19 protein-coding genes are annotated in these 19,530 nt (G+C 55.0%); 11 read left to right on the top strand and 8 right to left on the bottom strand.

Going from position 1 to position 19,530, the window contains the following annotated elements:
* From lpxA to IB226_RS11855, 9 genes are all read left to right on the top strand, one after another.
* Positions 1 to 789: an acyl-ACP--UDP-N-acetylglucosamine O-acyltransferase gene (lpxA, locus tag IB226_RS11895; RefSeq protein WP_101762042.1), complete on the top strand. Its 789-nt coding sequence runs from the start codon at positions 1 to 3 to the stop codon at positions 787 to 789.
* A 3-nt stretch (positions 790 to 792) separates the two neighbouring features.
* Positions 793 to 1,941: a lipid-A-disaccharide synthase gene (gene lpxB / locus IB226_RS11890; RefSeq protein ID WP_101762041.1), complete on the top strand. Its 1,149-nt coding sequence runs from the start codon at positions 793 to 795 to the stop codon at positions 1,939 to 1,941.
* Positions 1,934 to 2,560 carry a ribonuclease HII gene (gene rnhB / locus IB226_RS11885; RefSeq protein WP_192235647.1) on the top strand — a complete coding sequence of 209 codons (627 nt, stop codon included), beginning with the start codon at positions 1,934 to 1,936 and terminating at the stop codon, positions 2,558 to 2,560. Before lpxB ends, rnhB begins: the two co-directional genes overlap by 8 nt.
* A gap of 31 nt (positions 2,561 to 2,591) precedes the next feature.
* The gene (gene dnaE, locus IB226_RS11880) at positions 2,592 to 6,074 is read left to right on the top strand and encodes a DNA polymerase III subunit alpha (RefSeq protein ID WP_192235645.1); all 3,483 of its coding nucleotides are present in this window, start codon (positions 2,592 to 2,594) and stop codon (positions 6,072 to 6,074) included.
* Positions 6,075 to 6,086: 12 nt separating this feature from the next.
* Positions 6,087 to 7,046 (top strand): acetyl-CoA carboxylase carboxyl transferase subunit alpha, encoded by a 960-nt coding sequence (gene accA, locus IB226_RS11875; RefSeq protein ID WP_101762038.1) that lies wholly within the window; start codon positions 6,087 to 6,089, stop codon positions 7,044 to 7,046.
* A 375-nt stretch (positions 7,047 to 7,421) separates the two neighbouring features.
* Positions 7,422 to 9,572 carry a lysine decarboxylase LdcC gene (locus IB226_RS11870; RefSeq protein WP_192235643.1) on the top strand — a complete coding sequence of 717 codons (2,151 nt, stop codon included), beginning with the start codon at positions 7,422 to 7,424 and terminating at the stop codon, positions 9,570 to 9,572.
* Positions 9,573 to 9,647: 75 nt separating this feature from the next.
* Positions 9,648 to 10,037, top strand: coding sequence for a VOC family protein (locus IB226_RS11865; protein WP_008108470.1), 390 nt, complete (start codon positions 9,648 to 9,650; stop codon positions 10,035 to 10,037).
* A gap of 54 nt (positions 10,038 to 10,091) precedes the next feature.
* The gene (gene tilS / locus IB226_RS11860) at positions 10,092 to 11,393 is read left to right on the top strand and encodes a tRNA lysidine(34) synthetase TilS (protein ID WP_192235641.1); all 1,302 of its coding nucleotides are present in this window, start codon (positions 10,092 to 10,094) and stop codon (positions 11,391 to 11,393) included.
* 14 nt (positions 11,394 to 11,407) lie between these two features.
* The gene (locus IB226_RS11855) at positions 11,408 to 11,716 is read left to right on the top strand and encodes a cytochrome c (RefSeq protein WP_101762035.1); all 309 of its coding nucleotides are present in this window, start codon (positions 11,408 to 11,410) and stop codon (positions 11,714 to 11,716) included.
* Positions 11,717 to 11,755: 39 nt separating this feature from the next.
* On the opposite strand, the gene rof is transcribed toward IB226_RS11855, so the two are convergent.
* Positions 11,756 to 12,019: a Rho-binding antiterminator gene (gene rof, locus IB226_RS11850; RefSeq protein ID WP_101762034.1), complete on the bottom strand. Its 264-nt coding sequence runs from the start codon at positions 12,017 to 12,019 to the stop codon at positions 11,756 to 11,758.
* On the bottom strand, positions 12,006 to 12,206 hold the full coding sequence (locus IB226_RS11845) for a YaeP family protein (RefSeq protein ID WP_036622231.1): 201 nt from the start codon (positions 12,204 to 12,206) through the stop codon (positions 12,006 to 12,008). The genes rof and IB226_RS11845 overlap by 14 nt, the downstream gene beginning before the upstream one ends.
* A gap of 214 nt (positions 12,207 to 12,420) precedes the next feature.
* Here IB226_RS11845 and arfB point away from each other — a divergent pair, with 214 nt between their 5' ends.
* Positions 12,421 to 12,831 (top strand): alternative ribosome rescue aminoacyl-tRNA hydrolase ArfB, encoded by a 411-nt coding sequence (gene arfB / locus IB226_RS11840; protein ID WP_101762033.1) that lies wholly within the window; start codon positions 12,421 to 12,423, stop codon positions 12,829 to 12,831.
* 30 nt (positions 12,832 to 12,861) lie between these two features.
* Here arfB and proS read toward each other — a convergent pair whose 3' ends face one another.
* From proS to metN, 6 genes are all read right to left on the bottom strand, one after another.
* A complete protein-coding gene (gene proS, locus IB226_RS11835) occupies positions 12,862 to 14,580 on the bottom strand; it encodes a proline--tRNA ligase (RefSeq protein WP_110867580.1) in 1,719 nt (572 codons plus the stop codon).
* An 89-nt stretch (positions 14,581 to 14,669) separates the two neighbouring features.
* Positions 14,670 to 15,377: a tRNA (N6-threonylcarbamoyladenosine(37)-N6)-methyltransferase TrmO gene (tsaA, locus tag IB226_RS11830; RefSeq protein WP_192235639.1), complete on the bottom strand. Its 708-nt coding sequence runs from the start codon at positions 15,375 to 15,377 to the stop codon at positions 14,670 to 14,672.
* Positions 15,374 to 15,775: an Rcs stress response system protein RcsF gene (gene rcsF, locus IB226_RS11825; protein WP_101762030.1), complete on the bottom strand. Its 402-nt coding sequence runs from the start codon at positions 15,773 to 15,775 to the stop codon at positions 15,374 to 15,376. The genes tsaA and rcsF overlap by 4 nt, the downstream gene beginning before the upstream one ends.
* A gap of 129 nt (positions 15,776 to 15,904) precedes the next feature.
* A complete protein-coding gene (locus IB226_RS11820) occupies positions 15,905 to 16,720 on the bottom strand; it encodes a MetQ/NlpA family lipoprotein (RefSeq protein ID WP_192235637.1) in 816 nt (271 codons plus the stop codon).
* A gap of 37 nt (positions 16,721 to 16,757) precedes the next feature.
* Positions 16,758 to 17,411 (bottom strand): methionine ABC transporter permease MetI, encoded by a 654-nt coding sequence (locus IB226_RS11815; protein ID WP_101762028.1) that lies wholly within the window; start codon positions 17,409 to 17,411, stop codon positions 16,758 to 16,760.
* The gene (gene metN / locus IB226_RS11810; protein WP_101762027.1) at positions 17,404 to 18,435 is read right to left on the bottom strand and encodes a methionine ABC transporter ATP-binding protein MetN; all 1,032 of its coding nucleotides are present in this window, start codon (positions 18,433 to 18,435) and stop codon (positions 17,404 to 17,406) included. Before metN ends, IB226_RS11815 begins: the two co-directional genes overlap by 8 nt.
* Before the next feature lie 187 nt (positions 18,436 to 18,622).
* Between metN and gmhB the strand changes: the two genes are divergently transcribed.
* Positions 18,623 to 19,183 carry a D-glycero-beta-D-manno-heptose 1,7-bisphosphate 7-phosphatase gene (gmhB, locus tag IB226_RS11805; RefSeq protein ID WP_192235635.1) on the top strand — a complete coding sequence of 187 codons (561 nt, stop codon included), beginning with the start codon at positions 18,623 to 18,625 and terminating at the stop codon, positions 19,181 to 19,183.
* Positions 19,184 to 19,530: the final 347 nt, after the last annotated feature.

Genomic DNA, 19,530 nt, shown 5'->3' with positions numbered 1-19,530 from the left:
GTGATTGATTCAACCGCCAATATCCATCCCAGTTCTGTCATTGAAGAGGGTGCCGTCATCGGCGCCAATGTTCATATCGGCCCGTTCTGCTTTATCGGCGCTAATGTGGAAATTGGTGAAGGAACCGTACTCAAATCGCACGTGGTGGTGAACGGCCACACGCGTATCGGCAAAGACAATCAGATCTACCAGTTCGCTTCCATCGGTGAAGTGAATCAGGACCTGAAATATGCGGGCGAACCGACGCGCGTTGAAATTGGCGATCGTAACCGCATCCGCGAGAGCGTCACCATTCATCGTGGCACTACGCAGGGCGGCAATGTGACCAAGGTCGGCAGCGATAATCTGCTGATGGTTAATGCTCACATCGCGCATGACTGCGTGATCGGTAATCGCTGCATCTTTGCCAACAACGCCACGCTGGGCGGTCACGTCACCGTTGATGATTTTGCGATTATCGGCGGCATGACGGCGGTACATCAGTGGTGCACCATTGGTGCTCACGTGATGGTTGGCGGTTGTTCAGGCGTCGCGCAGGATGTGCCGCCTTATGTCATTGCGCAGGGCAACCACGCAACGCCATACGGTATCAACATCGAAGGTCTGAAGCGTCGCGGCTTTAGCAAAGAAGCGCTGCATGCCATTCGCAACGCGTACAAACTGCTGTACCGCAGCGGCAAAACGCTGGATGAAGTGAAACCAGAGATTGAAGAGCTGGCGAAACAACACAGCGAAGTGCAGCCTTTCTATGACTTCTTTGCCCGTTCAACGCGTGGATTGATTCGTTAATCCATGTCAGCGCGTCCCCTAACGATTGCCCTGGTCGCCGGAGAAACCTCCGGCGATATTCTTGGTGCAGGTCTCATCCGTGCGTTAAAAGCGCGCCATCCTGATGCGCGCTTTGTTGGCGTGGCCGGTCCGCTGATGCAGGCCGAAGGCTGCGAAGCCTGGTATGAGATGGAAGAGCTGGCGGTGATGGGCATCGTCGAAGTGCTGGGACGCCTGCGGCGTCTGCTGAAAATTCGTCGTGACCTGACACAGCGCTTCACCGAACTCAAGCCGGATGTGTTCGTGGGCATTGATGCGCCGGATTTCAACATCACGCTGGAAGGTCGCCTCAAGCGCGCGGGCATTCGCACCATTCATTACGTCAGCCCTTCGGTTTGGGCATGGCGTCAAAAGCGCGTTTTCAAAATCGGCCGCAACACCAATCTGGTGCTGGCATTCCTGCCGTTTGAAAAAGCGTTTTACGATCGCTTTAACGTGCCGTGCCGCTTTATCGGCCACACCATGGCTGATGCGATGCCGCTGCAGCCCGATAAGCTGGCGGCGCGCCGCGAGTTAGGCATTGCTGACGAGGCGATTTGCCTTGGCTTGTTGCCGGGCAGTCGCGGTGCCGAAGTGGAAATGCTCAGCGCCGATTTCCTGCGCGCCGCGCAGCTGTTGCGTCAGCGCTATCCCACGCTGGAAATCGTGGTGCCGCTGGTGAACGCCAAACGCCGCGCGCAGTTTGAGCAGATCAAAGCGCAAGTTGCGCCAGAACTGCCGATGCATTTGCTGGATGGCAAAGGCCGTCAGGCGATGCTGGCCAGCGATGCCGCTATTCTTGCGTCTGGCACCGCCGCGCTGGAGTGCATGCTGGCGAAATGCCCGATGGTGGTCGGTTATCGCATGAAGCCGTCTACTTTTTGGCTGGCAAAACGTCTGGTAAAAACGCCGTACGTTTCCCTGCCAAATCTGCTGGCCGGTCGCGAGCTGGTGAAAGAATTGCTGCAGGACGAATGCCAGCCCGACGCGCTCGCCGCGGCGCTGGAGCCGTTACTGCACGCTGGCCCGGAGCGCGAAGCGCTACTGAAAACCTTCACCGAACTGCATCAACAGATTCGCTGGAATGCCGATGAGCAGGCGGCGGATGCGGTACTGGAGATTATCAATGGCTGAATTTATCTATCCCAACGCGCAGCGGATTGCTGGCGTTGATGAAGTAGGGCGCGGCCCGCTGGTTGGCGCCGTGGTCACGGCGGCGGTGATCCTCGATCCCGCCAACCCGATAGCAGGACTGGCCGACTCGAAAAAGCTCTCCGAGAAGCGTCGTCTGGCGCTGTATGACGAGATCAAAGAGAAGGCGCTGGCCTGGAGCCTTGGTCGTGCCGAACCAGAGGAGATCGATCAGCTCAATATTCTGCACGCTACCATGCTGGCGATGCAGCGCGCGGTCGCGGGTTTGCACATTGTACCGGACTTCGTACTGATCGATGGTAACCGTTGCCCGGCGCTGCCGATGCCCTCGCAGGCGGTGGTGAAGGGTGATAGCCTGGTGCAAGCGATCAGTGCCGCCTCGATCATCGCCAAAGTCACGCGCGATCGTGAAATGGCCGAACTGGATCTGCTGTTCCCGCAATATGGCTTTGCGCAACACAAAGGCTATCCAACCGCGCTGCACATGGAAAAGCTGACGCAGCACGGCGCCACACCTCATCATCGTCGCAGCTTTGCGCCGGTGCGTAACGCCTTGATTGATGCCGATGTGCTGGCAGCCCGCCAGCCAACTACGCTTTAATAGCCTGACGCTGTTTTAACCGGAAACTGATATGGCTGAACCTCGTTTTATACATCTGCGCGTCCACAGTGATTACTCCATGGTTGATGGTCTGGCGAAAACCGGACCCTTAGTCAAGAAGGCGGCTGCGCTGGGCATGCCGGCGATTGCCATTACCGATTACATCAACCTGTGCGGGCTGGTGCGTTTTTACGGTAGCGCACACGGCGCGGGGATCAAGCCGATTATTGGTGCTGACTTCCAGGTTGCCAGCGAATTGATGGGCGATGAGCTGACACAGTTAACGCTGCTGGCGGCCAATAACACCGGTTATCAAAACCTGACCTTGCTGATTTCACGTGCATATCAGCGCGGTTACGGCATTGCGGGCCCAATCATCGATCGCGACTGGCTGCTGGAGCTGGGCGAAGGCCTGATTCTGCTGTCTGGCGGACGTCGCGGCGACGTGGGCCGCAGTCTGCTGCGCGGCAATAGCGCAATGGTGGCGCAGTGTTTAAGCTTTTATCAGGAACACTTCCCGAATCGTTATTACCTGGAATTGATGCGCACCGGTCGCGCTGATGAAGAAGCGTATCTGCATGCCGCCGTCGAGCTGGCGGTGGCCGAAGGCGTTCCCGTCGTTGCCACCAACGAAGTGTGCTTCCTGAATGAAGAAGATTTTGATGCGCATGAAATCCGCGTCGCGATTCATGACGGCTATACGCTGGACGATCCCAAGCGTCCACGCAACTACAGTCCTCAGCAATATATGCGCAGTGAAGAGGAGATGTGCGAGCTGTTCTCGGACATTCCGGAAGCGCTGGAAAATAGCGTAGAGATTGCTAAGCGCTGTAACGTGACGGTGCGCCTCGGCGAATATTTCCTGCCGCAGTTCCCCACCGGTGACATGAGCACTGAAGACTTCCTCGTGGCGAAGTCACGTGAAGGCCTGGAAGAGCGTATGGAATTCCTCTTCCCGGATCCGGCGGTGCGCGCAGAAAAACGCGTGGAATATGATGAACGTCTGGAGATTGAACTCACTGTTATCAACCAGATGGGCTTCCCGGGCTACTTCCTGATCGTGATGGAGTTTATTCAGTGGTCGAAGGACAACGGCATTCCCGTCGGCCCAGGCCGCGGTTCGGGTGCCGGTTCATTGGTGGCGTATGCGCTGAAAATCACCGATATCGATCCGCTGGAGTTTGACCTGCTGTTCGAACGTTTCCTGAACCCGGAACGTGTTTCGATGCCTGACTTTGACGTTGACTTCTGCATGGAGAAGCGCGATCAGGTGATCGATCACGTGGCCGATATGTATGGACGCGATGCGGTATCGCAGATCATCACCTTCGGTACCATGGCGGCGAAAGCGGTCATCCGCGATGTGGGACGCGTACTCGGTCATCCGTACGGTTTTGTTGATCGTATCTCGAAACTGATCCCGCCGGATCCGGGCATGACGCTGGAGAAAGCCTTCCTGGCTGAACCGCAGCTGCCGGAGATCTACGAGGCCGATGAAGAGGTGAAAGCGCTGATCGACATGGCGCGCAAACTGGAAGGTGTCACGCGTAACGCCGGTAAACATGCCGGTGGTGTGGTGATTTCGCCGACCAAAATCACCGATTTTGCGCCGCTCTACTGCGATGAAAACGGGCAATTCCCGGTTACCCAGTTTGATAAGAATGACGTGGAATATGCCGGGCTGGTGAAGTTTGACTTCCTTGGCCTGCGTACGCTTACTATCATCGACTGGGCGCTGAAGATGATTAACCCGCGCCGTGAAAAGCAGGGTTTGCCACCGATTGATATCGCCGCCATCCCGCTGGATGACAAGAAAAGCTTTGATATGCTGCAGCGCTCGGAAACCACGGCGGTGTTCCAGCTTGAATCGCGCGGCATGAAAGATCTGATCAAACGTCTGAAGCCTGACTGCTTCGAAGATATGATCGCACTGGTGGCGCTGTTCCGTCCGGGACCGCTGCAATCGGGCATGGTAGATAACTTCATTGACCGTAAGCACGGTCGCGAAGAGATCTCTTATCCGGATATTCAGTGGCAGCACGAAACCCTGAAGCCGGTGCTGGAGCCGACCTACGGCATCATTCTGTATCAGGAACAGGTGATGCAGATTGCGCAGGTGCTGTCTGGCTACACGCTGGGCGGTGCGGACATGCTGCGTCGTGCGATGGGTAAAAAGAAACCCGAAGAGATGGCGAAGCAGCGTTCGGTGTTCCGGGACGGCGCGGAGAAGATGGGCGTCGACGGTGAGCTGTCGATGAAAATCTTCGATCTGGTAGAAAAATTTGCCGGTTATGGCTTTAACAAGTCGCACTCCGCCGCTTACGCGCTGGTTTCCTATCAAACCCTGTGGCTGAAAGCGCACTATCCGGCAGAGTTCATGGCGGCCGTAATGACCGCTGATATGGATAACACCGAGAAAGTGGTTGGCCTGGTCGACGAATGCTGGCGCATGGGCCTTAAAGTGCTGCCGCCAGACATCAACTCCGGTTTGTATCCGTTTCACGTCAATGACGAAGGCGAGATCGTTTACGGCATCGGCGCGATCAAAGGCGTGGGTGAGGGCCCGATCGAAGCGATCATTGATGCGCGTAATGAAGGCGGCTACTTCAAAGAGCTGTTTGATCTCTGTGCGCGCACCGACACCAAAAAGATCAACCGTCGCGTAATGGAAAAACTGATCATGTCGGGCGCATTCGATCGTCTCGGCCCGCATCGCGCGGCTTTGATGAGTGCACTCGGCGATGCATTAAAAGCGGCCGATCAGCATGCTAAAGCCGAAGCCATCGGCCAGGCCGATATGTTTGGCGTGCTGGCCGAAGAGCCAGAGCAGGTAGAGAAATCGTACGCCAGCATCACGCCGTGGCCGGAACAAATTCAACTGGATGGCGAACGTGAGACTTTGGGTCTCTATCTTACCGGCCATCCGATTAACCAGTATTTGAAAGAAATCGAGCGTTACGTCGGCGGCATGCGGCTGAAAGACATGCATCCGACAGATCGTGGTAAAGTAACCGTCGCGGCGGGGCTGGTGATTGCCGCCCGTGTGATGGTCACTAAACGCGGCAACCGAATTGGTATTTGTACCATTGACGATCGTTCTGGTCGTCTTGAAGTGATGTTATTTACCGATGCGTTAGATAAATACCAGCAGTTGCTGGAGAAGGACCGTATCCTGATCGTCAGTGGACAGGTCAGCTTTGATGACTTTAGCGGTGGCCTTAAAATGACCGCTCGAGAAGTGATGGACATCGACGAAGCGCGGGAAAAATACGCGCGCGGACTTGCTATCTCGCTGACGGACAGGCAAATTGATGACCAGCTTTTAAACCGTCTCCGCCAGTCTCTGGAGCCTCATCGTTCCGGGACCATTCCGGTGCATCTCTACTATCAGAGAGCCGATGCGCGAGCGAAGCTACGCTTTGGTGCAGCGTGGCGTATTTCGCCCAGCGATCGTTTACTCAACGATTTGCGGTCGTTAGTAGGATCGGAGCAGGTGGAACTGGAGTTTGACTAAAACAGGAACATTATGAGTCTTAATTACCTGGATTTTGAACAGCCAATCGCAGAGCTTGAAGCGAAAATCGACTCGTTAAAATCGATTGGCCGTTCGGATGAGAAACACGATATTAATTTGGATGAGGAAGTGCAGCGTTTACGCGAAAAAAGCGTTGAGCTGACCCGTAAAATCTTCTCCGATTTAGGCGCATGGCAAGTGGCGCAACTCGCGCGTCATCCGCTGCGTCCTTATACACTGGACTATATCCGCAACGCGTTTGATGATTTCGACGAACTGGCTGGCGATCGTGCTTATGCCGATGATAAAGCGATTGTCGGCGGTATTGCCCGTCTTGACGGTCGTCCAGTGATGATCATTGGTCATCAGAAAGGTCGCGAAACCAAAGAGAAAATTCGTCGTAACTTCGGTATGCCGGCACCAGAAGGCTATCGCAAAGCGCTGCGTCTGATGGAAATGGCTGAACGCTTTAAGATGCCGCTGATCACCTTCATCGATACGCCGGGAGCTTATCCGGGCGTGGGTGCAGAAGAGCGCGGTCAGTCAGAAGCGATCGCACGCAACCTGCGTGAAATGTCTGGCCTGAAAATTCCGGTGATTTGTACCGTAATCGGCGAAGGCGGTTCCGGTGGTGCGCTGGCAATCGGCGTGGGCGACAAAGTCAATATGCTGCAATACAGCACCTATTCGGTGATTTCACCGGAAGGTTGTGCGTCGATCCTGTGGAAAAGCGCCGACAAAGCTCCGCTGGCTGCCGAAGCGATGGGTATCACAGCTGAGCGTCTGAAAGAGCTGAAGCTGATCGATTCCATCATTCCTGAGCCGCTGGGCGGCGCGCATCGTCAGCCGGTAGATATGGCGGCTTCTCTTAAGCAGCAACTGCTGGCCGATCTGGCCGATCTCGATGTGCTGAGCACCGAAGAGTTGCTCAACCGTCGCTATCAGCGCCTGATGAACTACGGCTACGCTTGATACATCAGAGCTAAGCAAGAAGCGGACCCCGGTCCGCTTTTTTTATGTCGAACGAACACCATTCTGATCAGCCATCCGTAGGGTAGCCATCCATGGCTACCTGGTTCGACGATTTCGCTGTGACTCCGGTGCAAGGTCCAGAAAAGACCAGCCCGATCGCAAAGAATAACTGCATCCATGCAGATCGGCCTCGCCATCCATGGCTCGGACGCTTTGCTCTTCGGGCTGCTCTTTCCTGTCCCCTTTGGCTTGATCGTGGCTTTTCTGGTGCATTAGCATTCGGTTGCAATCACTCAACAGCAGAGCATTCCAGGTTTATCCGCGCGCGCTTTTCGCTATCCTTATTCAGTGCCACAACACCACAGGAGGTGAGCATTGAATATTATTGCGATCATGGGACCGCACGGCGCTTTCTACAAAGATGAGCCTATTCGCGAACTGGATGCTGCCCTCAAGCTGCAAGGCTTCCAAACCGTTTACCCCAATAATGCCAGCGACCTGCTGAAGTTGATTGAACACAATCCGCGTATCTGCGGTGTGATTTTTGACTGGGACGATTACAGTCTGGCGCTGTGTAGCGACATCAATCAGCTTAATGAATATCTGCCGCTCTATGCCTTCATCAACACCCATTCGCAGATGGATGTCAGCATCAACGAGATGCGCATGGCGCTGCACTTCTTCGAGTATGCCCTGAGCGCTGCCGATGACATCGCGCTGCATATTCGTCAGTACACCGATGAGTACATCGATAACATCACGCCGCCGCTAACTAAAGCATTGTTCACCTACGTCAAAGAGGGCAAATACACCTTCTGCACGCCGGGTCACATGGGCGGCAGCGCCTTCCAGAAAAGTCCGGTGGGCAGCCTGTTTTATGACTTCTTTGGCTCGAACACCTTAAAAGCGGATGTCTCGATCTCGGTCACGGAATTGGGTTCATTGCTCGATCACACCGGCCCGCATCTGGAAGCGGAGGAGTACGTTGCTCGCACCTTTGGCGCTGAGCAAAGCTACATGGTGACTAACGGCACCTCGACCTCGAATAAAATCGTCGGCATGTATGCGGCGCCTGCGGGTAGCACGGTGCTGATTGACCGTAACTGCCATAAATCGCTGACCCATTTGCTGATGATGAGCGACATCATCCCAATCTGGCTGAAACCGACGCGCAACGCACTGGGCATTCTGGGCGGCATTCCGCAGCGCGAGTTTACGCGTGACAACATCCAGCAAAAGGTCAACGCCACGCCGCGCGCTAGCTGGCCGGTGCATGCGGTGATCACCAACTCAACCTACGATGGCCTGCTGTACAACACGCAGTTCATCAAACAGACGCTGGATGTGCCATCGATCCACTTTGATTCTGCGTGGGTGCCGTACACCAATTTCCATCCGATCTATGCCGGTAAAAGCGGCATGAGCGGCGATCGTATTCCCGGCAAAGTGATTTATGAAACGCAATCGACGCACAAACTGTTAGCGGCGTTCTCGCAGGCTTCGCTGATTCACATCAAAGGCGATTACGACGAGCACACCTTCAACGAAGCCTACATGATGCACACCACCACCTCGCCGAGCTACGCGATTGTCTCGTCGATTGAAACCGCGGCGGCGATGCTGCGCGGCAATCCGGGTAAGCGACTGATCAACCGCTCGGTTGAACGTGCGCTGCATTTCCGTCGTGAGATTCAACGCTTGCGGGAAGAGTCTGACGGCTGGTTCTTTGATATCTGGCAGCCGGAGCAGGTCGATCAAGCCGAATGCTGGCCGATCCAGCCGGGCGAGGAGGATTGGCACGGTTTCACCCATGCCGATCGCGATCATATGTATCTCGATCCGATCAAAGTCACCATTCTGACGCCGGGCATGAGCGAGCTCGGTAACATGGCGGAAGAGGGCATTCCAGCCGCGCTGGTGGCGAAGTTCCTCGATCAGCGCGGCATCGTGGTGGAGAAAACCGGGCCATACAATCTGCTGTTCCTGTTCAGCATCGGCATCGATAAAACCAAAGCGATGAGCGTGCTGCGTGGGCTGACGGAGTTTAAGCGTGCATACGATCTCAACCTGCGCGTGAAAAACATGCTGCCGGATCTCTACGCTGAAGATCCCGACTTCTACCGCAACATGCGCATTCAAACGCTGGCGCAGGGTATTCATCAGTTGATCCTGCAACATGATCTGCCGCGCCTGATGTTGAAAGCATTCGACGTGCTGCCGGAGATGAAAATGACGCCGCATCAGGCGTTTCAGCGCCAGGTAAAAGGTCAGGTGGAAACGGTGGATATTCGCGAGCTGGTGGGGCGCATTTCCGCCAACATGATTCTGCCGTATCCGCCTGGCGTGCCGGTGGTGATGCCGGGCGAGATGATCACCGAAGAGAGCCGTTCAGTGCTCGATTTTCTGCTGATGCTCTGCACCATCGGCCGGCACTATCCCGGCTTCGAGACCGACATTCACGGTGCGACGTTGACGGACGATGGGCGTTATCTGGTGCGCGTATTGCGTGAAGATGACGAAGGCTAACTTAGGACAATCACCTCTTTTCATCGCCGCATTTGCCACGTAGGGTAAGCGGCTTGTGTGAAAACCGGAGTCGCTATGCTGCAGATTAAACAGATCCATCACATCGCCATTATTGCCACCGATTATCAGCGCAGTAAGGCGTTTTATTGTGATGTGCTGGGCTTTGAATTGTTGGGTGAATATTACCGCGCCGAGCGTGACTCGTGGAAAGGCGATCTTGGCCTGAACGGGGTTTATACCATCGAACTGTTCTCTTTCCCCTCGCCGCCGCCACGCGTTAGTGGACCGGAAGCCTGCGGCCTGCGTCATCTGGCGTTTTGCGTTGAGGATGTTGAGCAGTCCATAGCGGCGCTGGCGGAGAAGGGCGTGACGTGCGAGCCGATTCGTATCGATGCGTTAACCGGTAAAGCCTGCACCTTCTTCCCCGATCCGGATGGTTTGCCGCTGGAGCTGTATCAGGCGTAAACTAGCGTCCGCCGCGAGCCGCAATTCGGTGGCTCGCCCGGACGGAACGCGCTCATGTCTTTATCTCATCTTGCTTCGCTGCTGACACCCGACGCTGGCTATGTGCTGGCGTTCAGCGGCGGACTTGATTCCACCGTGCTACTGCATCAATTGGTCTGCTGGCAACGTCAGCAGCCAGCGCTACGCGTGCGCGCGTTACACGTCCATCATGGTCTTAGCCCGAATGCCGATAGCTGGGCGCTGCATTGCCAGCAAGTTTGCCAGCAGTGGCAGATTCCCTGTGAAGTGCTGCATGTGCAGGTTGATGGCCGCGCCAACGGCATTGAAGCGGCTGCCCGCGAAGCACGCTATCAGGCGCTGTTTCAGCATCTGCAACCCGGTGAACACTTACTTACCGCTCAGCACCTCGACGATCAGGCGGAAACGCTGCTGCTGGCGTTAAAACGCGGCAGCGGACCGGCGGGTTTGGCCGCGATGCCGCTGCAGCGCAGCATGGGTGAACATCGGCATCTGCGTCCGTTGCTCGACGTTAGCCGTCAGCAGCTTGAAAACTATGCTACCGAGCATCAACTGCGCTGGATTGAAGATGAAAGCAACACCGATAGCCGCTATGACCGCAACTTCCTGCGTCAGCAGATTCTGCCGCAGCTGCAGGCGCGCTGGCCGCACTTCAGTGCCGCCAGTGCACGCAGCGCCGCGCTCTGTGGCGAGCAGGAGCAACTGCTCGACGAGTTGCTGGCGGAACAGCTGGCGCAGCTTAGCGATGCGCAGGGCGCGCTGCACTTCCCGCCGTTAATGAACATGAGCGAAGCGCGGCGTCATGCGCTGTTACGCCGCTGGATTGCGCAACAGGGCGGCGCGATGCCTTCGCGCGAGGCATTGAAACGCATCACCGATGAAGTCATCAACAGCCGTGAAGACGCCAAACCTTGTTTGCGTTTCGGCGCTTTTGAGCTGCGCCGCTATCGCCAGCAACTCTATTGGTTACCGCCGCATCCTTCACTTAGTCAGCACTTGCTAACCTGGCAAGACCGCACGCAGCCGCTTAATTTACCCGCTGGTTTAGGTTCGCTGCACGCGAATGCGTGGATTGCTGAGCTGCGCCAGCCTGCAGCGGATGAAGCGATCACGATCCGCTTCCAGGCGCAGGGTTATTATCATATACAGGGGCGCGCAGGTGGCCGCGAGATGAAGAAGCTGTGGCAAGAGCTGGGCGTTGCGCCCTGGCAGCGCGAACGTATTCCGTTGATTTATTTTAACCAGACGTTAATTAGCGCGCCGGGGCTGTTTATTACCCGCGAAGGCGCAGCCAGCAACGAGCAAGGCTGGCAGGCGATCTGGTCACCACAACAATAAAATGGAGAGCAATGATGAAACTTTGGATGGCCGCGGCGTTATTCGCTGCGGCGCTGCCAGCGTTGGCCGACGGCGATGTGAATGCGGGCGCGCAAAAAGCGGCCAGCTGTATGGCGTGTCACGGTGCGGAGGGCAAAAGCGCGGTGCCGCTCTATCCCAATCTGGCCGGGCAACATGCGCCTTATCTGCTGCATTCACTGCAAGCCTATAAAAAAGGCGAGCGGAGCGGCGGCCAGGCGGAAGTGATGAAAGCGTTTGTAGCGGGATTGAGCGATCAGGATATGGCAGATTTATCGGCGTATTACAGTTCGTTAAAACCTTAAGCGAGGTGGGCGGGATGTGATTCCCGCCCGAGAGAGGTTTTACTCGTCTTCGCTGACGACGACGGTGCCCAGCTCCGGATGTGTGAAGCTGGCGATGTGGTCGAGCCGCACTTCGCGGGTCTCGCCTGAGAGATCGACGGCAAGGTACTCGACGTTTTTACGTGAGACCATGTCCACGGCTTTGGCCTTGAGCTGATCGCCGTTTTTTAACTCTAACGACAGCGTCCAGTGTTTTTGGCAGGCGAGTTCAAGGTTGTCGTAATCATCGCAGTTGATGGGTTTGTAGGCTTCATTCGTCAACATAGTCGCTCACCAATAAGTTTGCAGCGGCATACGCTGCTTGTTCCCTGAGAGAAGAGTTTAGCGCAGAATCAGCGGCAATATCGTTGAGAGCCTTCAACGCACAACCTATGGCGTCTGGCACATACCCAAGGTCGCCGCTACCAATTTCGGCATACTTCTGGCGAACTAACTCACAATACTTTTGCACATACACCTCCTCAGCAGAGTTGATACTCTGGATGATAGGCGACTATATCACAGGAATTTCATCGAAATCAGCCCGGTCGTCACGGGAATGATGCAAGCAAATGGGCAAAAGTGACATTTCGCGCTGGTCTTATGCATTCAGCGTGCGCACAAAAGGTTAAGTTGATGAACAGGTTATTACGCGACGCAACGTCGAGCCAAACGGTAGGTGACAGATGATTGTGCTGTCTCGATCGCTTTCACTTGCAGATAATGAAGTGGAACTCAGTGCCATCCGTGCGCAAGGTGCCGGTGGCCAGCATGTGAATAAAACGTCGACGGCGATTCACCTGCGATTTGATATTCATGCCTCATCGCTGCCGCCGTTTTATAAAGAGCGGCTGCTGGCGGCGAGCCATCATTTGATTACCGCGGAAGGCGTGGTGATCATCAAAGCACAGGAACATCGCAGCCAGGAAATGAATCGGGAAGCGGCCGTGCAGCGGCTGATAAATCTGATTCGGGAGTTAACCACGGTGGAAAAAGTGCGGCGTGCGACCAAACCGACGCACGGCTCTAAAGTGAGGCGGCTGGAAGGTAAAACGCGGCGCAGTAACGTGAAGGCGATGCGCGGAAAGGTGCAATAAAAAACGCCTCCGGCTGGAGGCGTTTTAGCGTTACTTGTTGAGTGCTTTCACCAGGAAGTCGACGATGTCATGTTGCTTAATCATCTGCTTCTCGCTGGCGGTACGCGCCTTGTACTCAATCTCTTCGTTATCGAGATTACGATCGCCAATTACGATGGTGTGAGGCACGCCAATAAGCTCCATATCCGCGAACATCACGCCTGGACGCTCTTTGCGGTCATCCAGAATCACGTCAATGCCTTTGGCACGCAGCGTGTTGTACAGCTCTTCAGCCAACTGCTGCACACGGAAAGATTTGTGCATATTCATTGGCAGAATTGCCACTTCAAACGGTGCCAATGCCGCAGGCCAGATGATGCCACGCTCGTCGTTGTTCTGCTCAATTGCCGCCGCCACAACGCGCGTGATACCGATGCCGTAACAGCCCATGGTCATCACCTGGTTACGACCATCTTCGCCCTGAACCGCTGCTTTCATCGCTTCGGAGTACTTGGTACCCAGCTGGAAGATGTGGCCCACTTCGATACCGCGTTTAATCAGCAGCGTACCTTTGCCGTCTGGGCTTGGATCGCCTTCCACCACGTTACGGATATCTTCCACGCGCGGTTCTGGCAGATCGCGGCCCCAGTTGATGCCGCTCAGGTGTTTGCCATCAATGTTGGCACCCGCGCAGAAGTCAGCTGTTTTTGCCACAGTACGATCGGCGATCACTGGCATGGTCAAACCGACCGGGCCGAGCGAGCCTGGACCGGCACCCAGCAGCGCGCGAATCTGTTCTTCGCTCGCCATCTCCAGCGGTTCAGCGACGATATCCAGCTTCTCCGCTTTAATTTCGTTCAGCTGATGATCGCCGCGCAGCAGCAGGGCAACCAGCGTGTGGCCGCTCTCTTCGGTGGCTTTGACGAACAGCGTCTTAACGGTTTTCTCAATCGGCAACTGATGTTGCTCAACCAGCTCGGCGATAGTTTTGGCGTTTGGCGTATCGAACTGCGTCATGGCTTCTGTGGCCTGCGGACGCTCGCCAGCCGGCGCTAAGGCTTCGGCTTTCTCAATGTTGGCCGCATAATCAGATTCGCTGGAGAAGATCACGTCATCTTCACCGCTCAGCGCCAGCACCTGGAATTCATGTGATGCGCTGCCGCCGATAGAACCGGTGTCAGCTTGTACGGCGCGGAAATCCAGGCCCATACGGCTGAAGCTCTGGCTGTAGGCGCGGTACATCGCGTCGTAGGTTTCCTGCAGCGATTCCTGCGTGGTGTGGAACGAGTAAGCATCTTTCATGATGAACTCGCGTGAACGCATCACACCAAAACGCGGGCGCACTTCATCGCGGAATTTGGTCTGGATCTGATACAGATTGAGCGGCAGCTGTTTATAAGAGCTCAGCTCGTTGCGGATCAAATCGGTAACCACTTCTTCGTGGGTTGGACCCAGCACGAAGGGACGTTCGTGACGATCTTTAATGCGCAGCAGTTCCGGGCCGTATTGCTCCCAACGGCCGCTCTCTTCCCACAGATCGGCAGGCTGAACCACCGGCATGGAGATCTCAATCGCACCGGCGTTGTTCATCTCTTCACGCACGATGTTTTCAACTTTTCGCAGCACGCGAATCCCGGTCGGCAACCAGGTGTAGAGACCGGAAGCCAGTTTGCGGATCATGCCGGCGCGCAGCATCAGCTGGTGGCTGATCACTTCTGCATCGGAAGGTGTCTCCTTCAGAGTGGAGAGCAGATATTGAGTAGTACGCATTGATTACGATTCCAGTTATACGGAAGGAAACTGACAAAATTTTTCTGGCGGCTAGTGTACCAGCGAGATCAATCACTCAAAAGCGGGTTTTAACGGGGATCGAGGGCGATCACCTCGGTTCCTGCCTCATCAATGCGCCAGCGCACGTTAAAGTCGAGTAGCCAGGCGGCATATTCACGATCTTCCGTCTCACCTTTACGGTAAGCCGGGCGCGGATCCTGTGCCAGCACTTCGCTAATGAAACGCGCTAGCTGCGGATGGGTTTTCTGCTGCAGCTGAAGCTGGCTCTGCGCCAGCGGCGAAAAGCGCACCGGCATGGTGGCATCAGGCGCTGCCTGTGCAAACCCGGCGCGCGCATCAGGCAGCGCTTCAGCGAACGGCAGATAAGGTTTGATATCCACCACCGGCGTGCCATCGACTAAATCGAGGCTGCCGAGCTGCAAGATCACCTGCTGCTTCTCGCAGCGAATGCCTTTTAACTCAACCAGCGACATACCGATAGGATTGGGGCGGAAGGTTGAACGGGTGGCGAACACGCCCATACGCGCATTGCCACCGAGGCGCGGGGGACGCACGGTCGGACGCCAGCCACCTTCCATCGTTTGGTGGAACACAAACAGCACCCACAAATGACTAAACGCTTCCAGCCCGCGCACCGCTTCCGGCTGATTGTAAGGTGGTAGCAGATGCAGCTCGCCGCCGCCATCCTGCACCAGACCGGGCTGGCGCGGGACGGCAAACTTCTCTTTCCACGGCGAACGAATTACGCCGATTTGCGCAAAGGCAAACTCACTCATTGATTTGATACTTTCAGTGCGGAGCCCTGGCAAATGGCCTGGCGATAGCATCCCGGCGTGCTGGTGACAATTTCGCACTTATGCAGCAGGACGGCGTTGGCTTTCATGCCGGCTGCGCGAATCTGCAGGCGCTTGCGCGCGGTGTTGATGTTAGGAGGCGAATCCTGGCTGCTGCTCTGGCAATCTTCAGCAGAGACTTCGCCCAAATCGCGGAACGGGTTGCTGACCAGATCGGTCGCATCGGTGTAGATCTTCACCGGCGCGGGACGTGGAGTCGGTTTACGTTGTGGTTCGCTGGATGCCTGTTGCGGACGAGAAGGAGCACTGCTTATCGGGTGATATTCACGCACACACCCGGTTAGCATCAATGCTAACAAGCAGAGCGGTAAAAAACGCATGGCAACATCCTCAAGTAATAAAAAAGTGGCGTTATTGAAACAAGGACGACAATAAATAACAAGTCAGGTGCAATTTATGGCAAAAGAAAGGGCGGCCGAAGCCGCCCTGCAAGGCATGAAAGGTGAACATTACCAGCCTTTCACTGCGCCGCCGTTGAAGATCTTGTTGGCCGCTTCAGACACTTCGTCTGATTGGTAAGCCTGCACAAACTTCTTCACGTTCTCAGCGTCTTTGTTGTCTTCACGGCTAACAATCAGGTTCACGTAAGGTGAATCTTTGTCTTCCACGAAGATGCCATCTTTCGCTGGCGTCAGACCAATCTGGCTGGCGTACGTGGTGTTGATCACCGCCAGTGCGATCTGCTGATCGTCAAGTGAACGTGGCAGCTGCGGCGCTTCCAGCTCAACAATCTTCAGCTTTTTCGGGTTCTCAGTGATATCCAGTGAGGTTGGCAGCAGGCCAACGCCATCTTTCAGTTTGAGCAGGCCGACCTTCTGCAGCAGCAACAGTGAACGTCCCAGGTTGGTTGGATCGTTCGGGATAGCAACCTGTGAACCGTCCTGCAGTTCATCCAGTGATTTGATTTTCTTCGAGTAGCCGGCGATTGGGTAAACGAAGGTGTTCGCTACGATGGCCAGCTTGTAACCGCGATCTTTGATCTGCTGATCCAGATACGGCTTATGCTGGAAGGCGTTAACGTCAATATCACCTTTGCTCAGCGCTTCGTTTGGCAGCACGTAATCGTTAAAGGTCACCAGCTCAACATCGAGGCCATATTTCTCTTTCGCCACTTTAACTGCAGTTTCAGCAACCTGCTGTTCAGCGCCGACAATCACACCCACTTTAATGTGGTTTGGATCTTTTGCTTTCTGATCGCATCCTGCCAGCGCAATTGCGCCAATCAGAGCACCCACAGTGGCAATCTTTTTAAATGTAAAAGACATATCCTTTCCTTAATAGAGGACTATTGATGTTGCTTGCTTACTTATGGGACACAGCACGTACAATGCGGTCGCCACAGAATTGGATTAAATAGACCAGCACAACCAGCAAAACCAGCACGGTGTTCATTACGGTGGCGTTATAGCCAATGTAACCGTATTGATAGCCAATCTGGCCCAAACCGCCTGCGCCAACCGCTCCGCCCATTGCGGAGTAGCCAACCAGCGTAATCAGGGTAATTGTAGCGGCATTCACCAGACCTGGCAGCGCTTCCGGCAGCAGGACTTTACGCACGATCTGCAGCGGCGTGGCGCCCATGGCGCGAGATGCTTCGATCAATCCGGTTGGCAGTTCCAGCAGGGCGTTTTCCACCATACGTGCAATAAACGGCGCGGCGCCGACGGTTAGCGGCACAATCGCGGCTTGCAGGCCAATCGAGGTGCCGACAATGGCGCGAGTGAATGGAATCATCCATACCAGCAGGATAATGAACGGAATCGAACGGAAGATATTCACCAGCGCGGACAGCACGCGATAAAGCGCGTTGTTGGCCAGAATCTGGCCGGGACGCGTCACATACAGCAGCACGCCAATCGGAAGACCGAGAACAAAACCAAAGAAACCAGAGACGAAGGTCATCATCAGCGTTTCCCAGACGCCACGCGTCAGTAACCACATCATCGCTTCAGACATAACCCAACACCTCTACTTTCACATGATTTTCTTTCAGCCAGGCAATCGCGGCTTGTGTATCTGTTTCACTGCCATCCATCTCAGCCAGCATGATGCCGAACTTCACGCCGCCGGCGTAATCCATCTGCGCACTGATGATGTTGTTATTAACGTTAAAGCGGCGAGCCGATTCTGACAGTAGCGGAGCATCCACCGATTTGCCGGTGAACTCGAGACGCAGCAGCGGCACGCTATCAGCTGTTGGCTGTGGCGCCATGCGTTGCTGGTAGTCGTCGGGGATATCCAGATGCAGCGTCGATTGAATGAATTGTTGCGCCAGCGGCGTTTTCGGATGCGAAAACACTTCGCTCACGCTGTCTTTTTCAATTAACTCACCATTGCTGATCACCGCAACCTGATCGCAGATGCGTTTCACCACATCCATTTCATGGGTGATCAATAGAATGGTAATGCCCAGACGACGGTTAATGTCCTTAAGCAGCTCCAGAATCGAACGCGTGGTTGCAGGATCTAGTGCGCTGGTGGCTTCATCACACAGCAGCACCTTAGGATTGCTCGCCAGTGCGCGGGCAATCGCAACACGCTGCTTTTGTCCGCCAGAGAGATTCGCTGGCCAGCTATCATGCTTGTCTGATAATCCCACCAGATCCAGCAATTCGCTAACGCGCTTCTTTATCTGTTCGCGCGAAAGATTGCCTAACTCTAATGGCAGCGCCACGTTACCGGAGACGGTGCGGGAGTTCATCAGATTAAAGTGCTGGAAAATCATGCCAATCTGGCGGCGTGCCAGCGTCAATTGGCCAGAAGAAAGGGTGGTTAATTCCTGGCCATCAACCAGCACGCGTCCGGAGGTTGGGCGCTCCAGCAGATTGACGCAGCGAATCAGGGTACTTTTACCGGCACCGGAGGAACCGATGACGCCATAGATCTGTCCAGCAGGCACGTGCAGGCTGACGTTGGATAGCGCCTGAATGGTGCGTGAGCCTTGCTGGAACACTTTGGTGATATTTTCGAGTTTAATCATTAGTTTATTTATTATCGTGTTGCATAATCCGTGGTGTATCGGGCTTCACTCAGCAGGGCTGTGCGAAATTTGGATGGATGTTAAGGCATCCAGACGGCTAAATCAATGGAAGTCATTCAAACTGCCATTCTCTCGCTATACGCAATCATGCGATACTTAGCGACACATTTTCAGCAGGAGTTTCTACGTGGCGAACCAAGTCCCGGCTATTTTTCTTGATCGTGATGGCACATTGAATGTTGATCACGGCTATGTTCATGAAATCGATAATTTCGAATTCATTGATGGCACCATCGAAGCGCTACAGGCGTTAAAGAAGATGGGCTATGCGCTGGTACTGGTGACTAACCAGTCGGGCATTGCGCGTGGCATGTTTACCGAAGACCAGTTTATGCAACTCACAGAATGGATGGATTGGTCGCTGGCCGATCGTGATGTTGATTTGGATGGCATCTATTTCTGTCCGCATTTGCCAGATGCCACGGTAGAAGCGTATCGCCAGCAGTGTGATTGCCGTAAGCCGCAGCCGGGCATGTTGCTCTCCGCGCAGCAGCATCTGGATATCGATATGGCTTCTTCTTATATGGTAGGCGACAAATTAGAAGATATGCAGGCGGCGTTAGCAGCGGGGGTGGGTACCAAAGTGCTGGTGCGTAGTGGCAAGCCGGTAACGGCAGAAGGGGAAGCAGTGGCGGATTGGGTGATTAACAGTCTGGCAGAGCTGCCAGCACGCATCAAAAAGGCCTGAAAACGGGTCTTTTGCGCAAATTTCAAGCGAACAGCAAAAAACTTGAAATTTGCACTTGTCAGCTCCGAATAACTCCCTATAATGCGCCACCACTGAGACGGCAAAGCGGCAACGCAGACGGCTCAGCAGGGAGTGAAGAAATTCATCCCGCCGGATGAAAACGCTGAAAAAAGTGCTTGACTCCGAAGGAGAGTAGCGTAGTATACGCCACCTCGCGACGGACGGTTCAGCCGCTGTTCGCAACGCTCTTTAACAATTTATCAGACAATCTGTGTGGGCACTCGCAGGATTGATATCCGCGTCTCCGGACGCAAAAAAATATCAAAGCCTCACGAGTGAACACATAA

Origin of the sequence: Pantoea sp. PNT03, from assembly GCF_014852515.1 — a bacterium.
GTDB classification, from domain to species: Bacteria; Pseudomonadota; Gammaproteobacteria; order Enterobacterales; family Enterobacteriaceae; genus Pantoea; species Pantoea leporis.
The sequence above is the reverse complement of the archived record's forward strand: the minus strand, read 5'-3'. Positions and strand labels throughout refer to the sequence as shown.

Coding starts and splice junctions, on each gene's coding strand:
- IB226_RS11855 (WP_101762035.1), top strand. CDS start 11,408: ATGAAACTTTGGATGGCCGCGGCGTTATTCGCTGCGGCGCTGCCAGCG.
- rnhB (WP_192235647.1), top strand. CDS start 1,934: ATGGCTGAATTTATCTATCCCAACGCGCAGCGGATTGCTGGCGTTGAT.
- IB226_RS11820 (WP_192235637.1), bottom strand. CDS start 16,720: ATGTCTTTTACATTTAAAAAGATTGCCACTGTGGGTGCTCTGATTGGC.
- lpxB (WP_101762041.1), top strand. CDS start 793: ATGTCAGCGCGTCCCCTAACGATTGCCCTGGTCGCCGGAGAAACCTCC.
- IB226_RS11815 (WP_101762028.1), bottom strand. CDS start 17,411: ATGTCTGAAGCGATGATGTGGTTACTGACGCGTGGCGTCTGGGAAACG.
- IB226_RS11865 (WP_008108470.1), top strand. CDS start 9,648: ATGCTGCAGATTAAACAGATCCATCACATCGCCATTATTGCCACCGAT.
- tilS (WP_192235641.1), top strand. CDS start 10,092: ATGTCTTTATCTCATCTTGCTTCGCTGCTGACACCCGACGCTGGCTAT.
- arfB (WP_101762033.1), top strand. CDS start 12,421: ATGATTGTGCTGTCTCGATCGCTTTCACTTGCAGATAATGAAGTGGAA.
- dnaE (WP_192235645.1), top strand. CDS start 2,592: ATGGCTGAACCTCGTTTTATACATCTGCGCGTCCACAGTGATTACTCC.
- proS (WP_110867580.1), bottom strand. CDS start 14,580: ATGCGTACTACTCAATATCTGCTCTCCACTCTGAAGGAGACACCTTCC.
- rcsF (WP_101762030.1), bottom strand. CDS start 15,775: ATGCGTTTTTTACCGCTCTGCTTGTTAGCATTGATGCTAACCGGGTGT.
- rof (WP_101762034.1), bottom strand. CDS start 12,019: ATGTTGACGAATGAAGCCTACAAACCCATCAACTGCGATGATTACGAC.
- accA (WP_101762038.1), top strand. CDS start 6,087: ATGAGTCTTAATTACCTGGATTTTGAACAGCCAATCGCAGAGCTTGAA.
- tsaA (WP_192235639.1), bottom strand. CDS start 15,377: ATGAGTGAGTTTGCCTTTGCGCAAATCGGCGTAATTCGTTCGCCGTGG.
- metN (WP_101762027.1), bottom strand. CDS start 18,435: ATGATTAAACTCGAAAATATCACCAAAGTGTTCCAGCAAGGCTCACGC.